The 23,018-nt window shown below is 32.3% G+C and carries 17 protein-coding genes; 14 read left to right on the top strand and 3 right to left on the bottom strand.

Going from position 1 to position 23,018, the window contains the following annotated elements:
- Positions 1-63: 63 nt before the first annotated feature.
- Together ppdK and AC1XJX_RS01840 are read left to right on the top strand one after the other, a co-directional pair.
- Positions 64-2,793, top strand: a complete 2,730-nt coding sequence (gene ppdK, locus AC1XJX_RS01845) for a pyruvate, phosphate dikinase (RefSeq protein ID WP_482002262.1) — start codon at positions 64-66, stop codon at positions 2,791-2,793.
- 223 nt (positions 2,794-3,016) lie between these two features.
- The gene (locus AC1XJX_RS01840) at positions 3,017-4,777 is read left to right on the top strand and encodes a chondroitinase-B domain-containing protein (RefSeq protein WP_482002261.1); all 1,761 of its coding nucleotides are present in this window, start codon (positions 3,017-3,019) and stop codon (positions 4,775-4,777) included.
- 710 nt (positions 4,778-5,487) lie between these two features.
- Here AC1XJX_RS01840 and purL read toward each other — a convergent pair.
- The 3 genes from purL to AC1XJX_RS01825 all read right to left on the bottom strand — a co-directional run bounded on the left by purL (position 5,488) and on the right by AC1XJX_RS01825 (position 13,475).
- A complete protein-coding gene (gene purL, locus AC1XJX_RS01835; protein ID WP_482002260.1) occupies positions 5,488-9,144 on the bottom strand; it encodes a phosphoribosylformylglycinamidine synthase in 3,657 nt (1,218 codons plus the stop codon).
- Between the two features lie 123 nt (positions 9,145-9,267).
- The gene (locus AC1XJX_RS01830) at positions 9,268-11,889 is read right to left on the bottom strand and encodes an MGH1-like glycoside hydrolase domain-containing protein (protein WP_482002259.1); all 2,622 of its coding nucleotides are present in this window, start codon (positions 11,887-11,889) and stop codon (positions 9,268-9,270) included.
- A 371-nt stretch (positions 11,890-12,260) separates the two neighbouring features.
- Positions 12,261-13,475 carry an RsmB/NOP family class I SAM-dependent RNA methyltransferase gene (locus AC1XJX_RS01825; RefSeq protein WP_482002258.1) on the bottom strand — a complete coding sequence of 405 codons (1,215 nt, stop codon included), beginning with the start codon at positions 13,473-13,475 and terminating at the stop codon, positions 12,261-12,263.
- 170 nt (positions 13,476-13,645) lie between these two features.
- Here AC1XJX_RS01825 and AC1XJX_RS01820 point away from each other — a divergent pair, with 170 nt between their 5' ends.
- The 12 genes from AC1XJX_RS01820 (at position 13,646) to AC1XJX_RS01765 (ending at position 22,951) form a co-directional block, all read left to right on the top strand.
- The gene (locus AC1XJX_RS01820; RefSeq protein WP_482002257.1) at positions 13,646-14,221 is read left to right on the top strand and encodes an RNA polymerase sigma factor; all 576 of its coding nucleotides are present in this window, start codon (positions 13,646-13,648) and stop codon (positions 14,219-14,221) included.
- 51 nt (positions 14,222-14,272) lie between these two features.
- On the top strand, positions 14,273-14,590 hold the full coding sequence (locus AC1XJX_RS01815) for a hypothetical protein (RefSeq protein WP_482002256.1): 318 nt from the start codon (positions 14,273-14,275) through the stop codon (positions 14,588-14,590).
- Positions 14,591-14,644: 54 nt separating this feature from the next.
- Positions 14,645-15,160 (top strand): Spy/CpxP family protein refolding chaperone, encoded by a 516-nt coding sequence (locus AC1XJX_RS01810; RefSeq protein ID WP_482002255.1) that lies wholly within the window; start codon positions 14,645-14,647, stop codon positions 15,158-15,160.
- A gap of 130 nt (positions 15,161-15,290) precedes the next feature.
- On the top strand, positions 15,291-15,575 hold the full coding sequence (locus tag AC1XJX_RS01805) for an EF-hand domain-containing protein (protein ID WP_482002254.1): 285 nt from the start codon (positions 15,291-15,293) through the stop codon (positions 15,573-15,575).
- Between the two features lie 41 nt (positions 15,576-15,616).
- Complete coding sequence (locus tag AC1XJX_RS01800; protein ID WP_482002253.1) at positions 15,617-17,044, top strand: CotH kinase family protein; 1,428 nt, start codon at positions 15,617-15,619, stop codon at positions 17,042-17,044.
- A 304-nt stretch (positions 17,045-17,348) separates the two neighbouring features.
- On the top strand, positions 17,349-18,140 hold the full coding sequence (locus tag AC1XJX_RS01795) for a YHYH protein (protein WP_482002252.1): 792 nt from the start codon (positions 17,349-17,351) through the stop codon (positions 18,138-18,140).
- Between the two features lie 11 nt (positions 18,141-18,151).
- Positions 18,152-18,772, top strand: a complete 621-nt coding sequence (locus AC1XJX_RS01790; RefSeq protein ID WP_482002251.1) for a toxin-antitoxin system YwqK family antitoxin — start codon at positions 18,152-18,154, stop codon at positions 18,770-18,772.
- Positions 18,769-19,437 (top strand): SCO family protein, encoded by a 669-nt coding sequence (locus AC1XJX_RS01785; protein ID WP_482002250.1) that lies wholly within the window; start codon positions 18,769-18,771, stop codon positions 19,435-19,437. The genes AC1XJX_RS01790 and AC1XJX_RS01785 overlap by 4 nt, the downstream gene beginning before the upstream one ends.
- 223 nt (positions 19,438-19,660) lie before the next feature.
- A complete protein-coding gene (locus AC1XJX_RS01780) occupies positions 19,661-20,974 on the top strand; it encodes a sulfatase-like hydrolase/transferase (RefSeq protein WP_482002249.1) in 1,314 nt (437 codons plus the stop codon).
- A 17-nt stretch (positions 20,975-20,991) separates the two neighbouring features.
- Positions 20,992-21,756, top strand: coding sequence for a YHYH protein (locus AC1XJX_RS01775; RefSeq protein WP_482002248.1), 765 nt, complete (start codon positions 20,992-20,994; stop codon positions 21,754-21,756).
- Between the two features lie 45 nt (positions 21,757-21,801).
- Positions 21,802-22,323 (top strand): toxin-antitoxin system YwqK family antitoxin, encoded by a 522-nt coding sequence (locus AC1XJX_RS01770; RefSeq protein ID WP_482002247.1) that lies wholly within the window; start codon positions 21,802-21,804, stop codon positions 22,321-22,323.
- Positions 22,313-22,951 (top strand): SCO family protein, encoded by a 639-nt coding sequence (locus AC1XJX_RS01765; RefSeq protein WP_482002246.1) that lies wholly within the window; start codon positions 22,313-22,315, stop codon positions 22,949-22,951. The genes AC1XJX_RS01770 and AC1XJX_RS01765 overlap by 11 nt, the downstream gene beginning before the upstream one ends.
- The last annotated feature ends 67 nt before the right edge of the window (positions 22,952-23,018 follow it).

The raw sequence follows: 23,018 nt of genomic DNA, 5'->3' as shown, positions 1-23,018 counted from the left end.
GTCATTGAAATTAAACTTTATAATTGGTAATTTCATTGTTTCAAATTAAATAAATTTAATATCATGGAAATCTTAGAAGATACAAAAATAAGGGTTTATAGATTTGGTAATAAAGTTGCCGATGGAAATAGTAAAATGAAAAACCTTTTAGGAGGTAAAGGAGCCAATTTGGCAGAAATGAGTGTTATTGGAATTCCAGTACCACCAGGTTTTACTATTACAACTGAAGTTTGTACAGAGTATAATTTATTAGGCGAAGAAGCTGCTATAGCTATGATTAAAAATGAAGTTGAGCAATCTATTATTAACATCGAATCTTTAATGAGGTCTAAATTTGGAGATACTGAAAACCCTTTATTGGTTTCAGTCCGGTCTGGTGCTAGAGTTTCTATGCCGGGAATGATGGATACTGTTTTAAATTTAGGAATTAATGATGAAGTAGTTGTCGGTTTAGCTAAAAAAACCAATAACGAACAGTTTGCGTGGGATTCTTATCGACGTTTTATTCAAATGTATGGCGGTGTTGTTTTAGGAATGAAACCCGCATCAAAAGAAGATATCGATCCTTTTGAAGAGATCATGGAACACCTCAAAGACAAAAGAGGTATTAAATTAGATACCGAATTTTCAATTCAAGATTTAAAAGATTTAGTTTACGACTTTAAAGATGCTGTAAAAAAACAAACCGGCCATGATTTTCCAACCAATCCTTGGGAACAACTTTGGGGAGCAATTATTGCAGTTTTTAATAGTTGGAATGGTGACCGAGCAGTTTATTACAGAAACATGCACGGATATCCAGCTGATTGGGGTACAGCAGTAAATGTACAAGCCATGGTTTATGGTAATATGGGTGATAATTCTGGTACAGGTGTTTGTTTTACTCGCGATGCAGGTACAGGTGAAAACGTTTTTAATGGCGAATATTTAATTAATGCTCAAGGGGAAGATGTGGTAGCAGGCGTTAGAACACCGCAACAGATCACAAAGTTAGGTTCTTTACGTTGGGCAGAATTGGCTCAAATTGTAGAAAAAGATAGAAAAGAAAATTATCCTTCTTTAGAAGAATTAATGCCAACTATTTTTAAAGAACTTGATTCTTACCAAAGAATTCTTGAAACGCACTACAAAGATATGCAAGATATGGAATTCACTATTCAAGATGGAAAATTATGGATTTTACAAACCAGAAACGGTAAGCGTACAGGAGCTGCAATGGTAAAAATTGCCATAGACTTATTAAATGAAGGGATGATTGATGATAAAGACGCTTTATTAAGAATTGAAGCCAACAAATTGGATGAGTTATTACATCCAGTTTTTGATGCTAGAGCACTTAAAAATGCACATGTTATTGCTCAAGGTTTGCCAGCATCACCTGGTGCTGCAACGGGTAAAATAGTCTTTTTTGCAGATGAAGCAGCTAAATTTAAAAATAGTATTCTTGTTAGAATCGAAACTTCACCTGAAGATTTAGAAGGGATGAATATTGCTAAAGGTATTTTAACAGCCCGTGGTGGAATGACTTCACATGCTGCTGTAGTTGCACGTGGTATGGGTAAATGTTGTATATCTGGAGCAGGTGCTTTAAAAATAAATTATAAGAACAGAACCCTTACTGTCGGAGATCATGAATATCATGAAGGTGATTGGATTTCATTAAACGGATCAACAGGAAATATTATTGAAGGTAAAGTGGAAACCGAAGAGCCAGAGTTGAGTGGAGAATTTGCAGAGATTATGAAGCTTTCAGATAAATATGCAGTAATGAAAGTTCGTACGAATGCCGATACACCAAAAGATGCTAAAATTGCTCGTAATTTTGGTGCGCAAGGTATCGGTTTAACCAGAACTGAGCATATGTTTTTTGAAGTTGATAGAATTAAAGCGATGCGCGAAATGATTTTGGCTGATACAGTAAAAGGAAGAAAACTAGCTTTGCAAGAACTTTTACCAATGCAACGTACTGATTTTGAAGGTATTTTTGAAGCTATGCAAGGGTTATCCGTTACTATTCGTCTTTTAGATCCACCATTACATGAGTTTGTACCCCATCAATTAGCAACACAAAAAGAACTGGCCGATGAGATGCATATTTCACTACAAGCTGTTAAAAATAAAGTAGCAGAATTGGAAGAGTTTAATCCTATGTTAGGGCATAGAGGTTGTAGATTAGGAAACACTTATCCTGAAATTACAGAAATGCAAACTCGGGCTATTATAGAGGCAGCTCTTAATTTAAAACAAAAAGGTATAATTTGTAATCCAGAAATCATGGTACCATTAGTTGGTTCGGTAAAAGAATTTGAAGCTCAAGAGCACATAATTAGATCAACTGCTAAAAAAGTTTTTGAAGAACGAAAAAACACTATTGAATTTTTGATAGGTACCATGATTGAAGTGCCAAGAGCTGCATTAGTAGCAGATTTAATAGCTGAAAAAGCAGATTTTTTCTCATTCGGGACTAATGATTTAACACAAATGACTTTTGGATATTCACGTGACGATGCTGGTAAATTTTTGCCAATATATATAGAAAAAGGTATTTTAAAAGTTGATCCTTTTGAAGTGTTAGATCAAGAAGGCGTTGGACAATTAATCATTATGGGTACAAAACGAGGTAGAAGTATAAAGCCTAATTTAAAAGTTGGTATTTGTGGAGAACATGGAGGAGAACCTAGTTCGGTAGAGTTTTGTTATCATGTAGGTATGGATTACGTGAGTTGCTCACCTTACAGAGTACCAATTGCTAGGTTGGTTTCTGCACAAGCAGCTATAAAAGCGGCTGTTTAATTTTTTTCATTTTGAGTTTAAAACCCCAAAGTAAAATTTTACTTTGGGGTTTTTATTATTGATTTTTTTAACTTTTAATCTTTTTTTATCTGAATGTTTTAACACAGTAAACAAAGAGTCATAAAGTTTTTTTAAGTTAACATTATTGTTTACTATATATTTTATATATTTGGTTAACCAAATTGGTAAACCAATTTAATTATTTCCAAGTTATAAAAAAAGAATGAAGAATACAGTATTAAGTTATGTCCGTTTTATTATTTTTTCTTCTGTTTTACCAATTTTTGCACAATTAGTAACGAATCAATCTCAATTAAATAGTGCTATCTCATCAGCATCACCAGGTACTACCATTACATTAGCAAATGGTGTTTGGACAAATGCTCAAATTAGTATTGAAAAAACAGGAACATCAACTAATCCTATAACAATTGAAGCACAAACACCGGGAAGCGTTTTTTTTGAAGGAAATTGTAATATTAAAATAGGAGGGTCTTATATCATTTTGAAAGGAATTATTTTTCAAAATCCACCACCCGCACCAACTTCTATCAATACAAATAATCCGTTAATTGATTTTAGAGTTTCGAGTGATTGTAATAATTGCATAGTCACTAATATAAAAATTGATGGTTATAATGCCTTAGGAAAAGAGACAGATGTTTATAAATGGATTTTATTAAGAGGTGCAAACAATGAAATAAGTTATTGCTCATTCATTGGTAAAAATGGTGTTGGAAGCATCATTAATGATAACAGAAGTTCTACGAACCCAAATTATCATAAAATTCACCATAATTATTTTGCAGATAGAACACCTGTAGGAGAAGTGAATGATTTAAACGATCAAGATGCCATTAGAATTGGAAGTAGTTCAACATCATTATCAAATTCATTTACAGAAGTTTATGATAATTATTTTTACAATTTTGTTGGTGAAGTTGAAGTTATTTCTAACAAAAGTGGAAGTAATAAGTACTATAAAAACACATTTGAAGATTATTCTGGCTCACTAACTTTGAGACATGGAGATAACTGCGAAGTTTATAATAATTTTTTTTTAGCAAATGGTCAATCTTTCAGCGGAGGCATTAGGTTGATGGGTGAGAACCATAAAATTTACAATAATTATATTGAAGGTACTGTAGCAAGATACCCAAACAATTCATCTACTAACGCTCTTGCTGGAATTAATATTCACAATGGAATATTAAATAGCCCTTTAAATGGCTATTATCAAGTAAAGAATGCCACCATTGTTAATAATACCTTTGTAAATTGTGATTTAGGTATTAGAGTTGGAGCTACATTTAGTGCTAGTACTCAAAATCAGCCACCACAAGATGTAGTAATTGGCAATAATATCATGTATGAAAATACTAATAGAGCCATACAGGTTACCACTCAACTTATAGGAACATCTTCCAAATATGAAAATAATATAAAACAAAACGGCTCATTCGATTCGTTTGGGTCTGTAACCGTTTCGGGTAACATTAACGTAACTTCAGGACTATTAACTTCTGGCACAGATTTTTATAGAATTCTTATCGGAAGTGCCGCAATAGATTATGGAACTGGGACTTACACTTTTTTAGCAGAAGATATTATAGGTGGATCAAGACCTGTAAATTTTGATGCCGGGGCAGAAGAATTGGGTAGTGGTGGCTCTAAACTACCTTACAAGCAATCAGATGTAGGTGTAAGAATTGGTTTTGGAGGTAGCACTTTGTTAAGTGTAAATAATACTAATTTAATTGAAGATAAACTTAGTTTGTATCCGTTGCCGGTTAATAATGGTATTTTGAATATTTCATTGGAAAAACGAAACTTAGAGACTGTTATTCTTCTTGATATGTTGGGAAGAACAGTTTATAAAAATGATATTAAATCATTTGAAGGACAAATAAACACCTCTAATTTTTCTATTGGGTCTTATATTTTGAAAGTTCGTGGAATTTCTAAAGTGATAATTATTAAGTAGTGAGAAATTTAAACTCTAAGTTAAACTTTATTACTCTTTTTTACTGAACTATTACAGTTAGTTGTTTCCTATTTTATTGATTTAAATATTAAATACAAACAAAAATGAAATTTAAGTTAATTTTTAAAATAGTCTAGCACTAGCAACAAATTATATCAGGTTTTGTCCATCTTGTAGATAGTATTTTTAATACATAATTCTGCTAAATTTCATTTGAATTGTGTCATTTTTAATTTCAAATTTGACTTTTCTGTCAAACGAGCTACCGTTTGTATAATATCTTCCAACAGTTTGTTCACTTTTCAATTATCACGATCAAATATCAATCTATAAGCACCATCTACTTTTTGATTATTTTTCATATCGAGAAATTTCTCAACAGTTTGGTTTAATTTCATCAAATTTCAGTTTTTGTATTTACGAGCGTTAAGAAAGCAATATTCCAAATAGTTTTGTAAGAAGAATTTTTGATTTTAGCTGTAATTCCATTTTTTTCTTAATTACAGGAAACTAAGGCGAAAAGTAATATTTTAAATATCAGTTTTTTTAATTTTAGGCAACTTCTTATACAATTATTTATATTACTATTATCTTGCGAATTAGTTTGAATAATAATAATTTCAATATTATTGTCTTGTGAATACTAATAATTCTCTTACAAAAAAACCTGAAAACTAGATCAGATTTTTTTTGAGTTTAAAATCTTATGATTATTCATTTTCTATCCACAATCTAGCATTCACAAACGCCTCTAACCAAGGAGAAACTTCATCTTTTCTGCCTTCAGGATAATTTGCCCAATTCCACTGGAAGGTTGAACGCTCAATGTGTGGCATGGTTACTAAATGGCGCCCTGTTTTATCACACATCATAGCGGTATTAAAATCAGAACCATTAGGATTGTGAGGATATTCTGCATAGCCATATTTTGCCACGATGTTGTATTGGTCTTCTGTATAAGGTAATTTAAATTTTCCTTCACCATGACTTATCCATACGCCTAAAGTAGTACCTGCTAGTCTGGATAACATCACAGAATTATTTTCTTGAACTTTAACTGATGTGAATGAACTTTCATGTTTATGAGAATTATTATAAGTCATTTTTCCATGAATTTCGTGTTCTGGATTGATAAGATCTAACTCCATCCATAACTGGCAACCATTACAAATTCCCAAAGATAAAGTGTCTGATCTTTTAAAGAAATCTTGAATCACTTTATTGGCTTTTTCGTTGTATTTAATAGCGCCTGCCCAACCTTTTGCAGATCCTAAAACATCAGAGTTACTAAAACCTCCAACAGCACCTAAAAACTGAATATCTTCAAGTGTTTCTCTTCCCGAAATTAAATCAGTCATATGTACATCCTTTACATCAAAACCAGCTAAATACATGGCATTTGCCATTTCACGTTCAGAATTACTTCCTTTTTCACGTAGAATAGCAGCTTTTGGTCTTGAGTTTCCAATTGCAGGTAATTTTCCTGTAAAATGTTTTGGGAATATATATTGTAAAGGTTGATTTTTATAATTGTCAAACCTGTCTTGTGCTAAATTATTAGCGGTTTGTTTATTGTCTAATAAAAAAGAAGTTTTATACCAAACATCTCGTAAACGGGATATTGTTAAAGTGAAAACATCAGTTGAATTGATGATACTCAAAACATCACTTTCAGAAACTTTGCCAATGTTGAAAAATTCAATACCTGCACTATTTAAAACATTTTCTGTTGAAGCATCTTTTGATTGAAAAACAATACCTGCATTTTCAGCAAACAATAATTTTAACGAATCTTTTTCAGCTAAAGTAGAAAGGTCTAACGCTGCTCCAAGGTTGTTATCAGCAAAACACATTTCTAGTAAGGTAGTAATCAATCCACCTGAAGCTACATCGTGACCTGCAACAATTTGTTCGTCTTTTATTAATTTTTGAATGGTATTAAAAACTGTCTTAACATAAGAAGCACTTTTAACCGTCGGTGCATCATTACCTATTTTGTTCAATACTTGTGCGAACGAACTACCACCTAATTTAAAGTCATCTTGTGAGATGTTAATGTAGTAAATGTTACCTGCATTTTTTTGCAATACAGGCTCCACTACATTGCTTATATTATTGCAGTTTCCAGCTGCTGAAATAATAACCGTTCCAGGAGACAATACGTCGCCATCAGAATATTTTTGTTTCATGGAAAGGGAATCTTTTCCTGTTGGAACATTAATTCCTAAATCGATTACAAATTCTGAAACAGCTTCAACTGCTTCATATAAACGCGCATCTTCACCTTCGTTTTTACAAGGCCACATCCAGTTTGCAGATAATGAGACCGATTTTAATTCATCCTTTAAAGGCGCCCAGATAATATTAGTTAAGGCTTCAGTTATTGCATTTTTACTTCCAGCAGCAGGATTAATTAATCCTGAAATAGGCGAGTGTCCAATAGATGTTGCAATACCTTCTTTACCTTTGTAATCAAGCGCCATGACGCCTACATTGTTTAAAGGAATTTGTAACGGACCAACACATTGCTGTTTTGCTACTTTTCCACCAACACAACGGTCTACTTTATTTGTTAACCAATCTTTACAAGCCACAGCTTCTAATTGTAAAACCTGATCTAAATGGTCATGAAAATTATCCGAAATATAATTTAGTTCACTATAATTTTTTTCAATCGTAATATCTGTCATAATGGTTTTTGGAGAACTTCCAAACATATCTTCCATGGCTAAATCTATTGGTTTTTGTCCAGTCAATTTAGACTCAAAAGTAAAACGATCATCACCAGTTACATTACCAACCGTGTACATAGGTGAACGTTCACGTTCTGCAATGCGTTGTAACGTATCAATATGTTTTTCTGCAATAACCAATCCCATACGTTCTTGAGATTCGTTACCAATAATTTCTTTATCTGAAAGTGTTGGGTCTCCAACAGGAAGCGCATCTAAATCTATATTTCCACCTGTATCTTCAACCAATTCTGATAAACAATTTAAATGGCCACCGGCACCATGATCGTGAATGGAAACAATGAAATTTTCGTCACTTTCAACCATACCTCGTACAGCGTTTGCCGCACGTTTTTGCATTTCTGGGTTAGAGCGTTGTACTGCATTAAGTTCAATTCCCGAAGCAAAAGCACCAGTATCAGCTGATGACACTGCAGCACCACCCATACCAATGCGGTAGTTTTCGCCACCAAGAATTACTATTTTATCGCCAGTTTGTGGTTTGTCTTTTAAAGCTTGGTCTTTTATACCATAACCAATACCACCTGCTTGCATAATCACTTTATCGAAACCAAGTTTTATGGCATCTTCCTCATGCTCGAATGTTAATACCGAACCACAGATGAGCGGTTGTCCAAATTTGTTTCCAAAATCTGAAGCACCATTACTAGCTTTTATCAAAATATCCATTGGGGTTTGGTACAACCATTTACGTTCTGGAAATGCTCTTTCCCATGGACGATTTTCCTCTAAACGTGAATACGAAGTCATGTAAACTGCTGTTCCTGCAAGTGGTAAAGAGCCTTTTCCACCTGCTAATCTATCCCGAATTTCACCACCAGAACCCGTAGCAGCACCGTTAAAAGGCTCAACTGTTGTTGGAAAATTGTGTGTTTCCGCTTTTAATGAGATTACCGATTCAAAATCTTTTATTTGATAATAGTCAGGTTTGTCAGCCGTTTTTGGCGCAAATTGTTCCACTTTGGGACCTTCAATAAACGCGACATTATCCTTGTATGCTGAAACTATGGTATTTGGATGTTGTTTTGAAGTTTCTTTTATTAATTTAAAAAGAGATGTTGGTTTTTCAACGCCATCAATAACAAAGGTTCCATTGAAAATTTTATGGCGACAATGTTCTGAATTTACTTGAGAAAACCCAAAGACTTCAGAATCAGTTAATGGCCTACCAATTTTTTTTGAAATACCTTCTAAATAAGTTACTTCTTCATCGCTTAATGATAAGCCTTCTTGTAAGTTATAAGCCGAAATATCTTCAATATTTAATATCGGTTCTGGTTGAATATCGATAGTAAATGACGCCTGATGTAAACCATTAAATTTTTCTGAAATCATCGGGTCGAAATCTCTAAAATCTTTAGAAATAGCTTGAAATTCCTCAATCCGAATAATATCAGAAATCCCCATGTTTTGAGTGATTTCTACAGCATTGGTGCTCCAAGGCGTTATCATTGCTGCTCGTGGTCCAACAAAAAAAGCACCTAATGATGCTTGTTCTATTTTTGGCTGGTTGCCAAATAACCACGTTAATTTAGCGATGGTTTCGGTTGATAATTCTTTTGTTGTTTGAACAGCAAAAACCTTGCTGGTTTCGTTTCCAAAGAAATGAATCATTATGTCTTGATTTGTGTGTGTTTAAGAAAACGCAAATTTACACTTTTTTAACGATTCAAGATGGCTTTTTTTATCAAAGCACACCCTGTTATTAACACTATTTTCAACAATCAAAAATTATCACTAGTCTGCATCCATTTCCATGATTAAATTAGCAATTAGGGCAGTCCATCCTGTTTGATGAGAAGCCCCTAAACCTTTACCATTATCGCCATCAAAAAACTCATAAAATAGGTGTAAGTTTTTGAAGTGTTCGTCTTTAGTAAAATGCTTACCTTCATTATCTGCATGGTACTGGAATTTACCATCGTTATTAACTTCAAAAAGTTTTATTAAGCGTTTAGTAAGTTCGTTTGCGATTTCTCTCAAATTGAGTTTTCTACCAGAACCAGTTGGGAATTCGTATTGATATGTGTCACCATAAAAAGTATAATATTTTCTTAACGATTGAATTATCATATAATTTAGAGGCAACCAAATTGGTCCGCGCCAATTGGAATTACCACCAAACATACCAGAGCGACTTTCACCAGGTTCGTACTGTATTTGATGATGACCGTGATGTTCAAATACAAAAGGATGTTTTTCATGGTATTTTGAAAGCGATCTGATACCATAATCTGAAAGAAATTCATCCTCATCCAGCAATCTTTTTAGTAAATGCTCAAGCCTAAAACCTCGCATGATGGCGAAAAGATAATTGCCATCTTTATTTGTTTCATCTAAATTAGTTATTAGTGAAGCTAAATCGGGTCTAGTTCGAATAATCTCATTTGCTCGGATTCTGAAATCTTTTAATTCTTCAAATAGATCTTTGTGCATAATCTCTACAGCAAACATCGGGATAACACCTACTAAAGAGCGCACTTTTAAACGATTGGTTGCACCGTTAGACATTTCAACAACATCGTAATAAAAATTATCTTCATCATCCCAAAGTGAAATATCTTTTTTGCCAATGTGATGCATGGCCCAAGCAATATTTAAGAAATGCCTAAAAAACTTAGCAGCAGCTTCCTCGTATATTTTATTGGTTTTTGATAGTTCCAGAGACATTCGCAACATATTAAGTGTAAACATAGCCATCCAACTGGTGGCATCGGCTTGTTGCATTCTGGTTATGCCTGGTGGCATATGATTCCGATCAAAAACGCCAATATTATCTAAACCTAGAAAGCCTCCCTCAAAAAGGTCGGTACCACTTTTGTCTTTTTGATTTACCCACCATGTAAAATTGATAAGGAGTTTTTGGAATGCTTTTTCTAAAAAACCAGTATCTCCTTTACCAGTGTAGTTTTTATCCTTTTCGTATACATTCCAAACAGCATAAGAATGAACAGGTGGGTTTACGTCGCTAAAATTCCACTCGTAAGCAGGAATTTGCCCGTTGGGATGCATGTAGTTTTCTTTTAAAACTAACAACAACTGTTCTTTTGCAAAAAATGGGTCGATTTCTACGAAAGATGCCATATGAAATGCTAAATCCCAAGCGGCATACCACGGGTATTCCCATTTATCAGGCATAGAGATAATATGCCTGTTGGTGAGGTGTTGCCAGTTGTAATTTCGCATATTAGACCTATTAGGTTTTCCTTCTCCAGGACCACCAAAAAGCCATTTAAACACATCGTTATAGTAAAATTGTTTGGTCCATAATAAGCCAGAAAAAGCATTTTTTGCAATGGCTTGGTGGGTTTCAGGAATTTCAGATTTAATCGTTTCGTTATAAAAATCTTCACATTCGGTTATTCTATCATGAAAAACAGCATCAAAATCTTCCCAAGGATTCTCTAATTTACTTTTACTTAAACGGACTTTTACCGTTTTCTCCTCACCAGCTTTTAACTTAAATTGATGCCAGATCGCTAATTTCGAGCCGTTTTTTTCTGGATTCACTGTAGGTTTTCCATTTATAACATGGTCGTTAATGCCATCTTTAACATAGTCTAAATCATTATCAAAATTATAAATGCGTTTATTGTTTGTTTCATTTTCACAAAATAATTGATCACCACCTTCATTATAAAAATAATATCGACCATTTCTTGCACTTCTTGATTGCACCTTAGAATCTGAAATTGATTTCATATTTGGTCGTGAATGTCGTTTATTATGTTTCCAAAAATTACGAAACCAAAGATGGGGAAGCACATGGATATCAGCAGATTTTGATCCTCTGTTGATTACTGTTACTTTCATCAATATATCATCATAATCAGCTTTGGCATATTCAATAAAACAGTCAAAATAGGCATTATTTTTAAAAGCATCAGTATCTAGAATTTCATATTCAAATTCATCACGACTTTTTTGATTACCACGAACTAATTCCCCATAAGGAAATTCATTTTGTGGATATTTATAAAGATATTTAGAGTAAGAATGGGTAGGTGATGATACTTGATGAAAATATAACTCTTTAACATCTTCACCATGATTACCTTGATTATTGGTAAGTCCAAATAAACGCTCTTTTAAAATAGCATCTTTACCGTTCCAAAAAGCAGGCGCTAAACATAATATTTCTCTCGCATCACAAAATCCACCTATACCTTCTTCTCCCCAGCGATAGGCATTGCTTCGTGCTTTTTCATGATCTATAAATTCCCATGATTCGCCGTGTTCGCTATAATCTTCTCTTACGGTTCCCCATTGTCTTTCAGCTAAATAAGGTCCCCATTTTTTCCAGTATTTATAATTATCTGAAACTAATAATCTTTCTGCTTCTTTCCCTTTTTGAATCATATTTTTTCGACAAGAAAATTTGATGTTAAAAAATAAAAATAAGACTATTTTTTGAAAATATAACGAGCTATTTCAAGTATTGCTTAATTGCTCTTTTTTGGAGGGAGCTCTGTGATTACTCGAAAAAAAAGCCTCAAGAAATTAAAGAAGTGTTGGTTGTGGTTTGGTATTTCATTATGAGACACACTTATTAATTAATTAATTAAAGGATTTAAATCTAAGTGTATTTTTGATTTGTGTTAAAATTATTTTAGCAGCTTAATTAGAATGTAAAATATTTACATAAACAAACAAATCTAAAAAACATAAAATATAGAACATATAATTGTAATAATTAATGATGGTATAAATAAAATTCACATTATTATATGTTATTGTTTTCGTTCTAAAAGTGCCATATAAAAACCATCAAAACCAGATTTATGAGAAAGTATTTTTTTTTCTTTTATCAAACTAAAATGCTCACCAGCTTCTGATTTTAAAAAAGTTGATACTTGGGTTTGATTTTCAGAGGGTAAAACAGAGCAAGTGGCATATACCATTTGCCCACCAACTTTTACCATTCTAGAATATTGTTGTAAAATTTCTTGTTGGGTTATTTTTATTTTATCAATAAAATCTGGCTGCAATTTCCATTTAGCATCTGGGTTTCTTCTTAAAACTCCTAATCCAGAACATGGTGCATCTATTAAAACACGATCAGCTTTATCATAAAGTTTTTTAAAAACTTTAGTAGAGTCAATGGCTCTTGGTTCTATATTATGTGCACCGTTGCGTTTTGCACGACGTTTTAATTCGTTTAGCTTATTGGCGTAAATATCCATAGCTATAATTTGCCCTTTGTTTTCCATTAAAGAAGCAATGTGCAATGTTTTTCCACCAGCTCCCGCACAAGCATCTACAACACGCATACCTGGTTTTACATCTAAAAACTCAGCAACTAATTGTGATGAGGCATCTTGCACTTCAAAAAAGCCATTTTTAAATGCTTCGGTTGAAAAAACATTGGCACGCTCTTTTAACTTTAAAGCATTTGGATATTCTTTAAGAAAATCAGTTTCAATATCTAAATCAAAAAGCTCAGTTTGTAATCCTTCTTTTGTGGTTTTAAGTGTGTTTACTCTTAAAATAACATCGGCTTGTTCGTTAAGTGCAGCAATTTCTCTAGTCCAAATATCTTTACCAAGCTCTTTAACACCAAGCTCATCCATCCAATCTGGAATAGATTCTTTAAATTTTCTAATTTTTGAAAGTTCATCAAACCGTCCTTTTATTTTTCTCAAAGGCGTTCCTTCAAAATACTTCCAATCGGGTAGTTTTATACCTTTTAATGTTGCCCAAACTGCAAACATGCGCCACAAATTATCTCTATCAAAAGGTTCTTTAACTTCAGCAATTTCAGCATATAAACGTTTCCAACGTACTATATCATAAGTAGTTTCAGCAACAAAAGCTCTATCTCGTGCTCCCCAACGTTTATCACGCTTTAAAAGTTGCTGAATAACTTTGTCAGCATAATTTCCTTCATTAAAAATCAAGGTTAAGCCATCAATAACCGCAAAGCATAAGTTTCTGTGTAATCGCATTGTTTGTAAATAAGCTGCAAAGTTACGTTTTTAAATGTGTTTTTTTTCAAAGGTTGATAAGTAAATTAAATGTGTTACATAATTTTATATAAATTTGAAATATTTCATTTAATAAGCGCAAGTTTTTAATTTTAATTTCATCTAAACTTGAATAAGTTTAATTTTTTTTTTTGACAGAAGACGAATTTATAGTAGGGTTGAAAAATCATAACGATTATGCATATGGTAAGTTGCTAGATAATTTTCAGCAGAAAGTATTTTCTACTTGTATATCTTTTGTGCCAAATAAACAAGATGCTGAAGATATTGCACAAGATGTTTTCATTGAGGTTTTTAATTCCATTTCAAAATTTAAAGGAGATTCAAAATTATCTACTTGGATTTATAAAATTACTACTAATAAATGTTTGGAATTTATCAGGAAGAAAAACACGAAAAAGCGTTTTGGTTTTTTAAAATCAATCATGGGAAACGATCTACCAGCAGATAAAACTAACTATTTCACTGAAATAAATCATCCAGGAATTATTTTGGAAAATAAGGAACTTAATGAAACTTTATTTTTTGCAATTAATCAGTTGCCTAATGATCAAAAATTGGTCTTCACATTACATAAAATAGATGGAAAGAGTTATCAGGAAATTTGTGATATAATTGATAAAAGTTTATCATCGGTAGAGTCCTTAATGTTTAGAGCAAAAAAGAATTTACAGAAGCTTTTAGAAAATTATTATAAAAATGACTAACAGCGCAAGTTTTTATAGAATATTGCATCTAAATTATTAAACAGCTTACAAATGGAAACAAATAAAAACATACAGAATAAAATTGATAGCACTTTTGATGTAATTGATTCTATTGAATGTGTGAGTGTTTCTCCTTTTTTTAAGGATAAAACTATGAACGTTTTATTTGCCCAAAAGAAAGAGAAACAGTCAGCTTGGAATTGGTTTACGCCAAAATTGCAATTGACAACTTTAGTTTGTGTGGTTGTTTTAAATGTGATTGCTTTTACGAAGCTGGAAAACACATCCTCTTATGAGGAAAATATAATTGAGTTTGCGGAATCTTATGGATTATCAGCGAGTGATGATGATACATCTATTTTAAATTAATTAGTTATGAAGAAAAATTTACCCTTATATATATTACTAGCCTTCTTAATTATTGTGAACGGTTTTTTCCTTTATAATTATTTAGGAAAGGGAGAAAAGGAAGAGGCTAATAAACCAGAGCGCCTAGGAATTTTTTTGGCAAAGGAACTTGGGTTTGATGACATACAGCAAGAACAGTTTAGAGTGCTTTGGAAGCCCCATCATCAAAGAATGCAAAGTTTGTCAGAAGATATTAAAGGTTTGAAAGATGAATTGTTTAAAAGTTTATCTGATGAATCTTTGAAAAATGTAAATATAGATTCTATTGCAATACTAATTGGAGAAAAAGAAGCAGCAAAAGATTTAGAAATATTGGATCACTTTAAACAAGTTCAAGAATTGTGTAATAAAGAACAAAAGGAAAAATTTAGTAAAATTATAGAGGATGCAATGCGAAGAGCCGGTGAAAATCGAGGTCTGCCACCCGGAAGACAACCAGATGGAAACCGACCACCATATCCTGATGGAGATAGACCACCGCACCCTGATGGTCCACCTGACAGTAAAAGACCGCCACCACCAGGGCACTAATAATTAGATATAGCATTTTAAGACCTTCAAAATATTGAGGGTCTTTTTTTTGTGATTTTTTTAACAAAAGTCTCCACAAGTTTTTGATAAAGGAGGCATCTAAATGTAAATAACAATAAAATTTAAAATGATGAATAATGTATTTAGAATAGCAGTATTAGTTTTTGGATTGACACTTTTTATGTCGACCAGTTCTTTTGGACAATCTGAAAACAGAGATGAAAGAAAAGAACCACCAACTTTTAAAGAGTTACTAGAAAAGATGGATACCAATGAAGATGGCAAATTATCAAAAGAAGAAGTTAAAGGGCCTTTGAAAGACGATTTTGCTAAAGTTGATGCAGATGAAGATGGTTTTATTACAGAAGAAGAATTAAAGAAAGCACCAAAACCAAAAGGAAGAAAAAGAGATTAAAAAAGGAATAGTAGAGGGAATTAACTTTAAAGACTAAAGATATGAAGACGATAAAATCAATTCTACCATTAGTAAAAGCTTCAATTTTTGTATTTCTTGGATTATGCTTTATTGGATGTAGTAATGATAACGCTTCGGAACAGGAAATGATGGAAGAAGGTGAAGAAATTATTGTTTTAGATGACACAGATTTTGAAGCTACAGACTGGACAACTGAAACACACACTAAGGATGTAGATCCAAATTTTGATGAGGTGTTTCAAGATAATACTGTTAAAAGACTAGATTTTGTAATTACAGAAGCAAGGTGGCAAAGTATGTTGGATGATATGACTGCTACTTACGGTGCTTTTGGTTCAGGTAGCTCAGCTGGTTTACTAGAAACAGATGAAGACCCCATTTTTGTGCCAGCGGAAGTATTTTATAATGACAAACAATGGTATCGAGTAGGTGTGAGATTTAAAGGAAACTCTAGTTTACAATCAAGTTGGGGAAATGGTAATTTAAAACTATCGTTCAAATTAGATTTTGATGAGTTTGAAGATGATTATCCGCAAATTGACAACCAACGTTTTTATGGATTTAAGAAGTTTAGCCTTAAAAATAATTTTGATGACAGATCGATGCTTCGCGAAAAAGTAGCAACTGATGTGTTTAGAAATGCAGGTTTAGTAGCATCACATACCGCGTTTTATACACTTTATGTTGATCATGGTGATGGCCCTCAATATTTTGGTCTTTATACTTTGGTGGAAGAAGTTGATGGTAGCGTTTTAGATACACAATTTTCTGATGATGATGGGAATTTGTACAAACCCGACGGAGATGCAGCAAGTTTTGCAGCGGGGACGTATGATGAAGATGAATATGTAAAGAAAACAAATGAAGATGAAGCTGATTTCTCAGATGTTCAAAGCCTTTTAACGGCAATTAATAATGATATTAGAACAACTGATGCAGCTACTTGGAGAGCGAACCTTGAGACTGTTTTTGATACTGAGGTATTTTTAAAATACTTAGCTGTTAATACGGTTGTTCAAAACTGGGATACTTATGGGCGCATGACACACAATTATTATTTATACAATAATCCAGATACTAGTAAATTAACTTGGATTCCTTGGGATAATAATGAGGCACTGCAGGATGGTAAAAGGGAAGGTTCATTAGCATTAGATTTTTCTGATTTAAGTACTACGGAGTGGCCAATAATTGGTTATATGTATCAAGATGATGTATATAAAGCTAAATATGATACCTATCTACAAGAGGTAATAGATGGCCCTTTTAATACAGCCACAATACAAACTTTATATAGCACTTACTCAAATTTGGTAGAGCCTTATGCAACTACTGAAGTAGATGGTTATTCATTTTTGAATAATAGTAGTGATTTTTATTCTGCTATTTCAACGCTTAAAACACATGTGGCAAATCGAACAGCAGCAGTTAACAATTATTTAGATTAACATAGCATTATAATTAGTATTTGGTTGGTTGATTATTAGTTAAAGGCTTCATGATATGATGAGTCATGGAGTCTTTATTTCAAAACACCGCAAGTTTTTTTTTGTTTAAGCATCTAAAAAGATAACTTAACTAAAAACCTTGAAGATTAGTAGAAATAAATTAATGATTGTTCTTTTTGTTACAGTTATAGCATTACTTATTTTAAACTTATATATGGTTTATAATTTGAGTTGAGAGAAGTAAACTAGTAGTAAAAAAATAGGGGTTATTATAAAAAAGCAAATAAATTTAAAAATAAAAAAAATGAAAACATTATTTAAAAAACCACAAGCTATACTTAGCATATTAGTTTTAGCAATTTTCGCAATTATCTCTTGCAGTAATAGCGATGATAGCTCAAATGAAGAAATGGAGGAAGAAGGAGAAGAAGGAATAACAGAATTAAGTAGTGCTTTTGCCCAGTTTTCAGATGCAGTTACCGTTATGTTATCTGATGATGGAACCGAAATCTATATTGAAACAACAGGATTTCCAAATCATACTTCAATTTATTGGAATCCTACTAATGCACTCTATATAGACGAACCAACAGTTAGAAAAACAACCGAAAATACTTATATTGGAGGAGGTCGGGGTGAAGCTAGTTCGTTTACAGTTGATGCAACTCCAAACTTAACAGGAGCTACTGTTGCTACACAATTAGGAACTATGGGTATCGCTGTAAGTGGATCAGCTATTTTTAATGACCAAGAAGGTAACGGAGATTTAGACGGAGCTGCAGGAGGGTTAGATTGGGCGGGAGCCCATAAAGGGCCTGGTGTCTATCACTATCATTTAGAACCTAGGCCTATTACTAATGATGATGAGAAATTAGTAGGGATATTACTAGATGGTGTTTTTATTTATGGAAGAAAGTGCCATTCCACTGGAACATATCCAACAGATTTAGACGCATCAGGAGGGCATACATCTACTACACAATATGAAACTGAAGCTATTTACCATTATCATATCATTAATGAAGTCTATCCTGCATCTACATATGGGTATGACGACCCTATTGTTCTATTTGCAGGACCATTCCAAGGTTATTGAAATATAGATATATGAAACCAATTCTTTTTTTTATGCTTATCGCGTTTTCGATAATAGGTTGTAAAGAAACTGAAGCTAACAAAATAGCAAATATTGTTTCAGATGATAATGCTATACTTATTGATAGCATAGAAGTGCTAAAAGAAGAATTGGTTCTTAAAGGAAATAAGGGTAAATGGTATTATAAAGAACAACCTTTTAATGGATATTCTTTAAAGTATTACCAAAATGGAAATCTAGAAGAAAAATGGGGTTTTGTTAATGGAAAAAGAGAAGGTGTTGCTAAACGCTGGACTAAAAACGGAACCCTTCAAGTAGAATCTTTTTATAAAAACAACCGTTTAACAGGTCTGTATAAGACCTGGTGGGAAAATGACACTTTAGCAAGTCAATCTTATTATGAAAATGGTACTAAGCAAGGTGTAGATAAAAATTGGTATTCAACAGGTCAAATAGCCAAATTGCGAAATCTTGTTGATGGAAAAGAAAACGGTTTACAACAAGCTTGGTTAGCAAACGGAAAATTGTATGTTAATTATGAAGCAAAAAATGGACGTGTTTTTGGAATGAGAAGAGCAAATTCATGTGTTAGATTAGAGGATGAAGTTGTAATCAGAAAAGTAAAGAAATGAAGTATATAACTGTATTGTGTCTCTTGGTTTTTTTTAGTTGTAAAAAGGAAATCAAAAAAGAAAACATTAAGGTTGTTGAAACTAGTAGGGTGGATTATTTGCCCTATTACAATGATGAATCTTTTACGCCCCATTGGTTAACTCCTGGAAGCGATCAAGAAAAGGCATTCCATAAAATTCCAGATTTTAATTTATTAAATCAATTAGGCGAAGTAGTTACTCAAAAAACGTTTAATGATAAAATATACATAACAGATTTCTTTTTTACTACTTGCCCAGGTATTTGTCCTAAAATGACCGGTAATATGGCTAAAGTACAGGAAGCCTTTATAAATGATTCTGATGTATTATTATTGTCACATTCAGTTATGCCAACCACAGATTCTGTTCCAGTTTTAAAAACTTATGCAAAAAACAATAATGTCATTGATAATAAATGGCACTTAGTAACTGGTGACAAAAATGATATTTATAGTTTGGGGAGAGATCATTATTTTGTTGAAAATGATTTAGGAGAAGTAAAAAGTATTGACGATTTTTTACATACAGAAAACTTTTTACTTATTGATAAAAATAAACATATAAGAGGTATTTATAATGGCTTGAATAGAGCCTCAATAGCACAATTAATTATTGATGTAAAAGCACTCAAAGAAGAAATTTGATTACTTAATAGATGTTTTTTGATGAGAAGCTTCGTGATTTATTTACGAAGCTTTTTTATTTATAGCAGTTAAATTCTGATATGAATTAAACTTTACGAGTTTTTAATAGTCTTAATAAAAAAACGAACTAAATAATTAAAGGAGCATGATTAGAATTTTATCACCCAACGGAATGATAAATGGCAAGTCGCACATGACTTTTCGTAACAATAAGTAATATCACATGAAGCTAACTTTTTATATTTTTCTATTCAGTATTATTTTTTTTTCATGTAGTAAAAGTGAAGAAGCTCAAGAAATTATAGAACAAGAAGAAACTAACATAGATATCACAAAACCCAATATTTTACTCGTTATTGCCGACGATATGGGATTGGATGCTACGCCAGGTTATGATTTAGTTAACAGTATAAAACCACAAATGCCAAATTTAGAAGCCATGATTAGTAATGGTATTAAATTCACAAATACATGGTCTTATTCAGTATGTTCTCCAACGCGGGCTAGTATTTTAACTGGAAAATATGGTTTTAGAACAAATGTACTTCGAGCTGGAGATGTGTTATCTACTAGTGAGTTTTCACTTCAAAAATATTTAGATAATCAAAATTCTGGATATAGTCATAAACTTATTGGTAAATGGCATCTCTCTAGCGATATAAATCATCCAAATAGTATGGGTATAGATGATTTTGCTGGCTTTAGAAATGGTGGAGTTACATCGTATTCAAATTGGGATTTTATAGAGAACCTTCAAACAAGTAATTCAACAGAATATACAACTACTAAATTTACCAATTTAGCTATAGATTGGGTTGCAAATCAAACACAACCTTGGTTTTTGTGGTTAGCTTATAATGCACCTCACACACCTTTTCATTTACCACCAAATAATTTGCATAGCCAAGGAAGTTTACCATCAGAATCTTCTGCTATAGAAACCAATCCTTTACCATATTATTTGGCAATGATAGAAGCTATGGATACTGAAATGGGTAGGTTGATAAGTACCTTTAGTCAAGAAGTTAAAGATAACACGATTATCATTTTTATAGGCGATAACGGTAGCCCAAGGCAAGTAGCACAAGTTTATCCTAACGGTAGAGCAAAAGAGAGTTTATATCAAGGCGGTATAAATGTGCCCATGGTAGTTTCTGGTAAAAATATAGAACGTATTGGTGCCATTGAAGACGCTTTAATAAACACAACAGATTTGTATGCTACAATAGCAGAAATTGCCGGATTAAATATTGCTGAGATAAATGACAGTAAGAGTTTTAAATCTTTATTCAAAACCTCAAACACAAGTATAAGAGATTACGCTTTTAGCGAATTAGAAGATACCTCTGGAAATATAGATTACACCATAAGAAATAATACATTCAAGTATATGAGTTTTTCAAGTGGCCAAGAGGCTTTATATAATCTTATAAACGATCCTTTAGAATCTACAAATCTTTTGAATAATACGTTAACAGATACAGAAAACAATAATAAACTGGCCTTAATTGCTGAGGTTACAAGGCTAAAACAATAACTTAAAAACTACTTCAAATGAGAAAACTTAAATATCCAATTCAATTTTCGTTGCTTTTATTATTTATTTCCATAGCATGTTCAAGTGATGGTAATAATGAAGTTGTTAAAGAAATAGAACCTGAAGCAAATTATGATATTAGTTCAATTTTAACGAAATTTGAAGGCACAGGTTTATCTTATTCCACAAGCGGAAATACAGTTACATTTACAACTCAAAATTTACCAAACCACACCAGTCCGTATTGGCCAACAAATAATCCACTTTACGAAGTTTATAATGGTGCAAATTCAAGTTGGAGACAAAATCCTAATGAAATTGCAGAACAGAATATTGTACTAACCATAAATCTAAACCCTAAAGAAGCACTCAATAAAGAAGCTACGCCATTGGGTCCTATCGGAATCTCGAGAAACGGTGTTGTGTTTTTTAATCAATATGCTGGCCCAGATTTACCACTTACTAACGAAATAAATTCGTTCGATCAATGGTTAGGGCATCCCACAGGAGGAAGTATTTATCATTACCATATCGAGCCAACTTATTTAACAACTACGTTTGGAGAGGATGCTTTTTTAGGGCTTTTAGCCGATGGGTTTCCTGTTTATGGGCCAGTTGAAAATGGTGAAACCATTAGCAATACTGATTTAGATGCTTATCACGGGCATACTAGTGCTACAACCGATTTTCCAGATGGAATTTATCATTATCATATAACAAGTGAAGATCCATATCTTAATGGAAATGGATATTTCGGAACCCCAGGAAATATTTCTAGATAATTGAAATTTAAAGTATTATATATTGTTTTTTTGACTTTCATTTTTATGTCTTGTAAAAATGAAAGCCAACATTTGATATTAGATGCATCAAATCTAGGTTTGAAATTAGAAAATGGCGTTTTACAATTAAATAGCATACCTTTTTTTGGAAAATTAAATACGTATCATATTAAGGGTAATTTGAAATCTGAAATATATTACGTTGAAGGTTTAAAGCATGGTGATGAAAAACATTGGTATGAAAACGGATATTTAGCGATACAGCGTAATTATACAAAAGGTTTTAAAACAGGAATTCATAAAGCTTGGTGGGAAAATGGAAATCTTAGATTTGAATATTATTTTAATGATAAAGGTGAGTTTCATGGTAGTGTTAAAGAATGGTATAATGAAGGAAATCTGCAAATGAGTTTTAATTATATAAATGGAAAAGAAGCGGGAAATCAGCTTGTACTGAAAAGTAATGGGAATATTAAAGCTAATTACGAAGTTATTAATGGTGAACGATTTGGATTGATTGGTTTAAAAAAATGTTATACCGTAACCGAAATTAGTGATGCATTTTAATATAAAAAATATCAGTTTATTAATATTAATTGTTTTTTACTCTTGTAAAGAAAAGCAAACAGAAACTGTTTCTGTTTTAAAACTTCCGTATTTTAATAGTGCTGAGTTTACTCCAGAATGGAACACACCTACTCATAAAATTCCAGAGTTTTCATTTGTAAATCAAGATGGAGAAAAAGTGACTAACAAAACATTTGAAAACAAAATATATATTGCTGATTTCTTTTTTACGAGTTGCCCAGGTATTTGTCCTAAATTAACTAAAAACATGAACAACTTGCAAACTACTTATTTAAATGATGATGACATAAAATTACTTTCACATACCGTTATGCCGTGGAAAGATTCTATTCCTGTTTTAAAACAATATGCTGAAAGAAACCAAGTAAATATTACTAAATGGCATTTAGTTACAGGTAATAAAGATGATATATATGAGATAGCTAGAAACGGTTATTTTGCTGATGAAGATTTTACAAAAACCCAAGATGAAAGTAATTTTATTCATACCGAAAATTTTATTTTGGTAGATAAAAAAGGGTTTATTCGTGGTGTTTATAATGGTACTTTAGAAATTGATGTTGAACGCTTAAAACGTCATATTGAAATATTACAGAAAGAAATTTAGTTTGACTAATTTTATTTAGTTGAAAGCGCTTCGTGTTAATTCATGAAGCTTTTTCTATTTTTATAGA

The sequence above is a fragment of the Flaviramulus sp. genome, from assembly GCF_982512915.1.
This window is presented reverse-complemented; position numbering and strand designations above follow the sequence as displayed.

What these genes read in the sequence shown, in the direction of transcription:
- AC1XJX_RS01840 (WP_482002261.1), top strand. Translation starts at nt 3,017, where the DNA reads ATGAAGAATACAGTATTAAGTTATGTCCGTTTTATTATTTTTTCTTCT.
- ppdK (WP_482002262.1), top strand. Translation starts at nt 64, where the DNA reads ATGGAAATCTTAGAAGATACAAAAATAAGGGTTTATAGATTTGGTAAT.
- AC1XJX_RS01790 (WP_482002251.1), top strand. Translation starts at nt 18,152, where the DNA reads ATGAAACCAATTCTTTTTTTTATGCTTATCGCGTTTTCGATAATAGGT.
- AC1XJX_RS01805 (WP_482002254.1), top strand. Translation starts at nt 15,291, where the DNA reads ATGAATAATGTATTTAGAATAGCAGTATTAGTTTTTGGATTGACACTT.
- AC1XJX_RS01795 (WP_482002252.1), top strand. Translation starts at nt 17,349, where the DNA reads ATGAAAACATTATTTAAAAAACCACAAGCTATACTTAGCATATTAGTT.
- AC1XJX_RS01765 (WP_482002246.1), top strand. Translation starts at nt 22,313, where the DNA reads ATGCATTTTAATATAAAAAATATCAGTTTATTAATATTAATTGTTTTT.
- AC1XJX_RS01815 (WP_482002256.1), top strand. Translation starts at nt 14,273, where the DNA reads ATGGAAACAAATAAAAACATACAGAATAAAATTGATAGCACTTTTGAT.
- AC1XJX_RS01785 (WP_482002250.1), top strand. Translation starts at nt 18,769, where the DNA reads ATGAAGTATATAACTGTATTGTGTCTCTTGGTTTTTTTTAGTTGTAAA.
- AC1XJX_RS01770 (WP_482002247.1), top strand. Translation starts at nt 21,802, where the DNA reads ATGTCTTGTAAAAATGAAAGCCAACATTTGATATTAGATGCATCAAAT.
- AC1XJX_RS01830 (WP_482002259.1), bottom strand. Translation starts at nt 11,889, where the DNA reads ATGATTCAAAAAGGGAAAGAAGCAGAAAGATTATTAGTTTCAGATAAT.
- purL (WP_482002260.1), bottom strand. Translation starts at nt 9,144, where the DNA reads ATGATTCATTTCTTTGGAAACGAAACCAGCAAGGTTTTTGCTGTTCAA.
- AC1XJX_RS01825 (WP_482002258.1), bottom strand. Translation starts at nt 13,475, where the DNA reads ATGCGATTACACAGAAACTTATGCTTTGCGGTTATTGATGGCTTAACC.
- AC1XJX_RS01775 (WP_482002248.1), top strand. Translation starts at nt 20,992, where the DNA reads ATGAGAAAACTTAAATATCCAATTCAATTTTCGTTGCTTTTATTATTT.
- AC1XJX_RS01780 (WP_482002249.1), top strand. Translation starts at nt 19,661, where the DNA reads ATGAAGCTAACTTTTTATATTTTTCTATTCAGTATTATTTTTTTTTCA.
- AC1XJX_RS01800 (WP_482002253.1), top strand. Translation starts at nt 15,617, where the DNA reads ATGAAGACGATAAAATCAATTCTACCATTAGTAAAAGCTTCAATTTTT.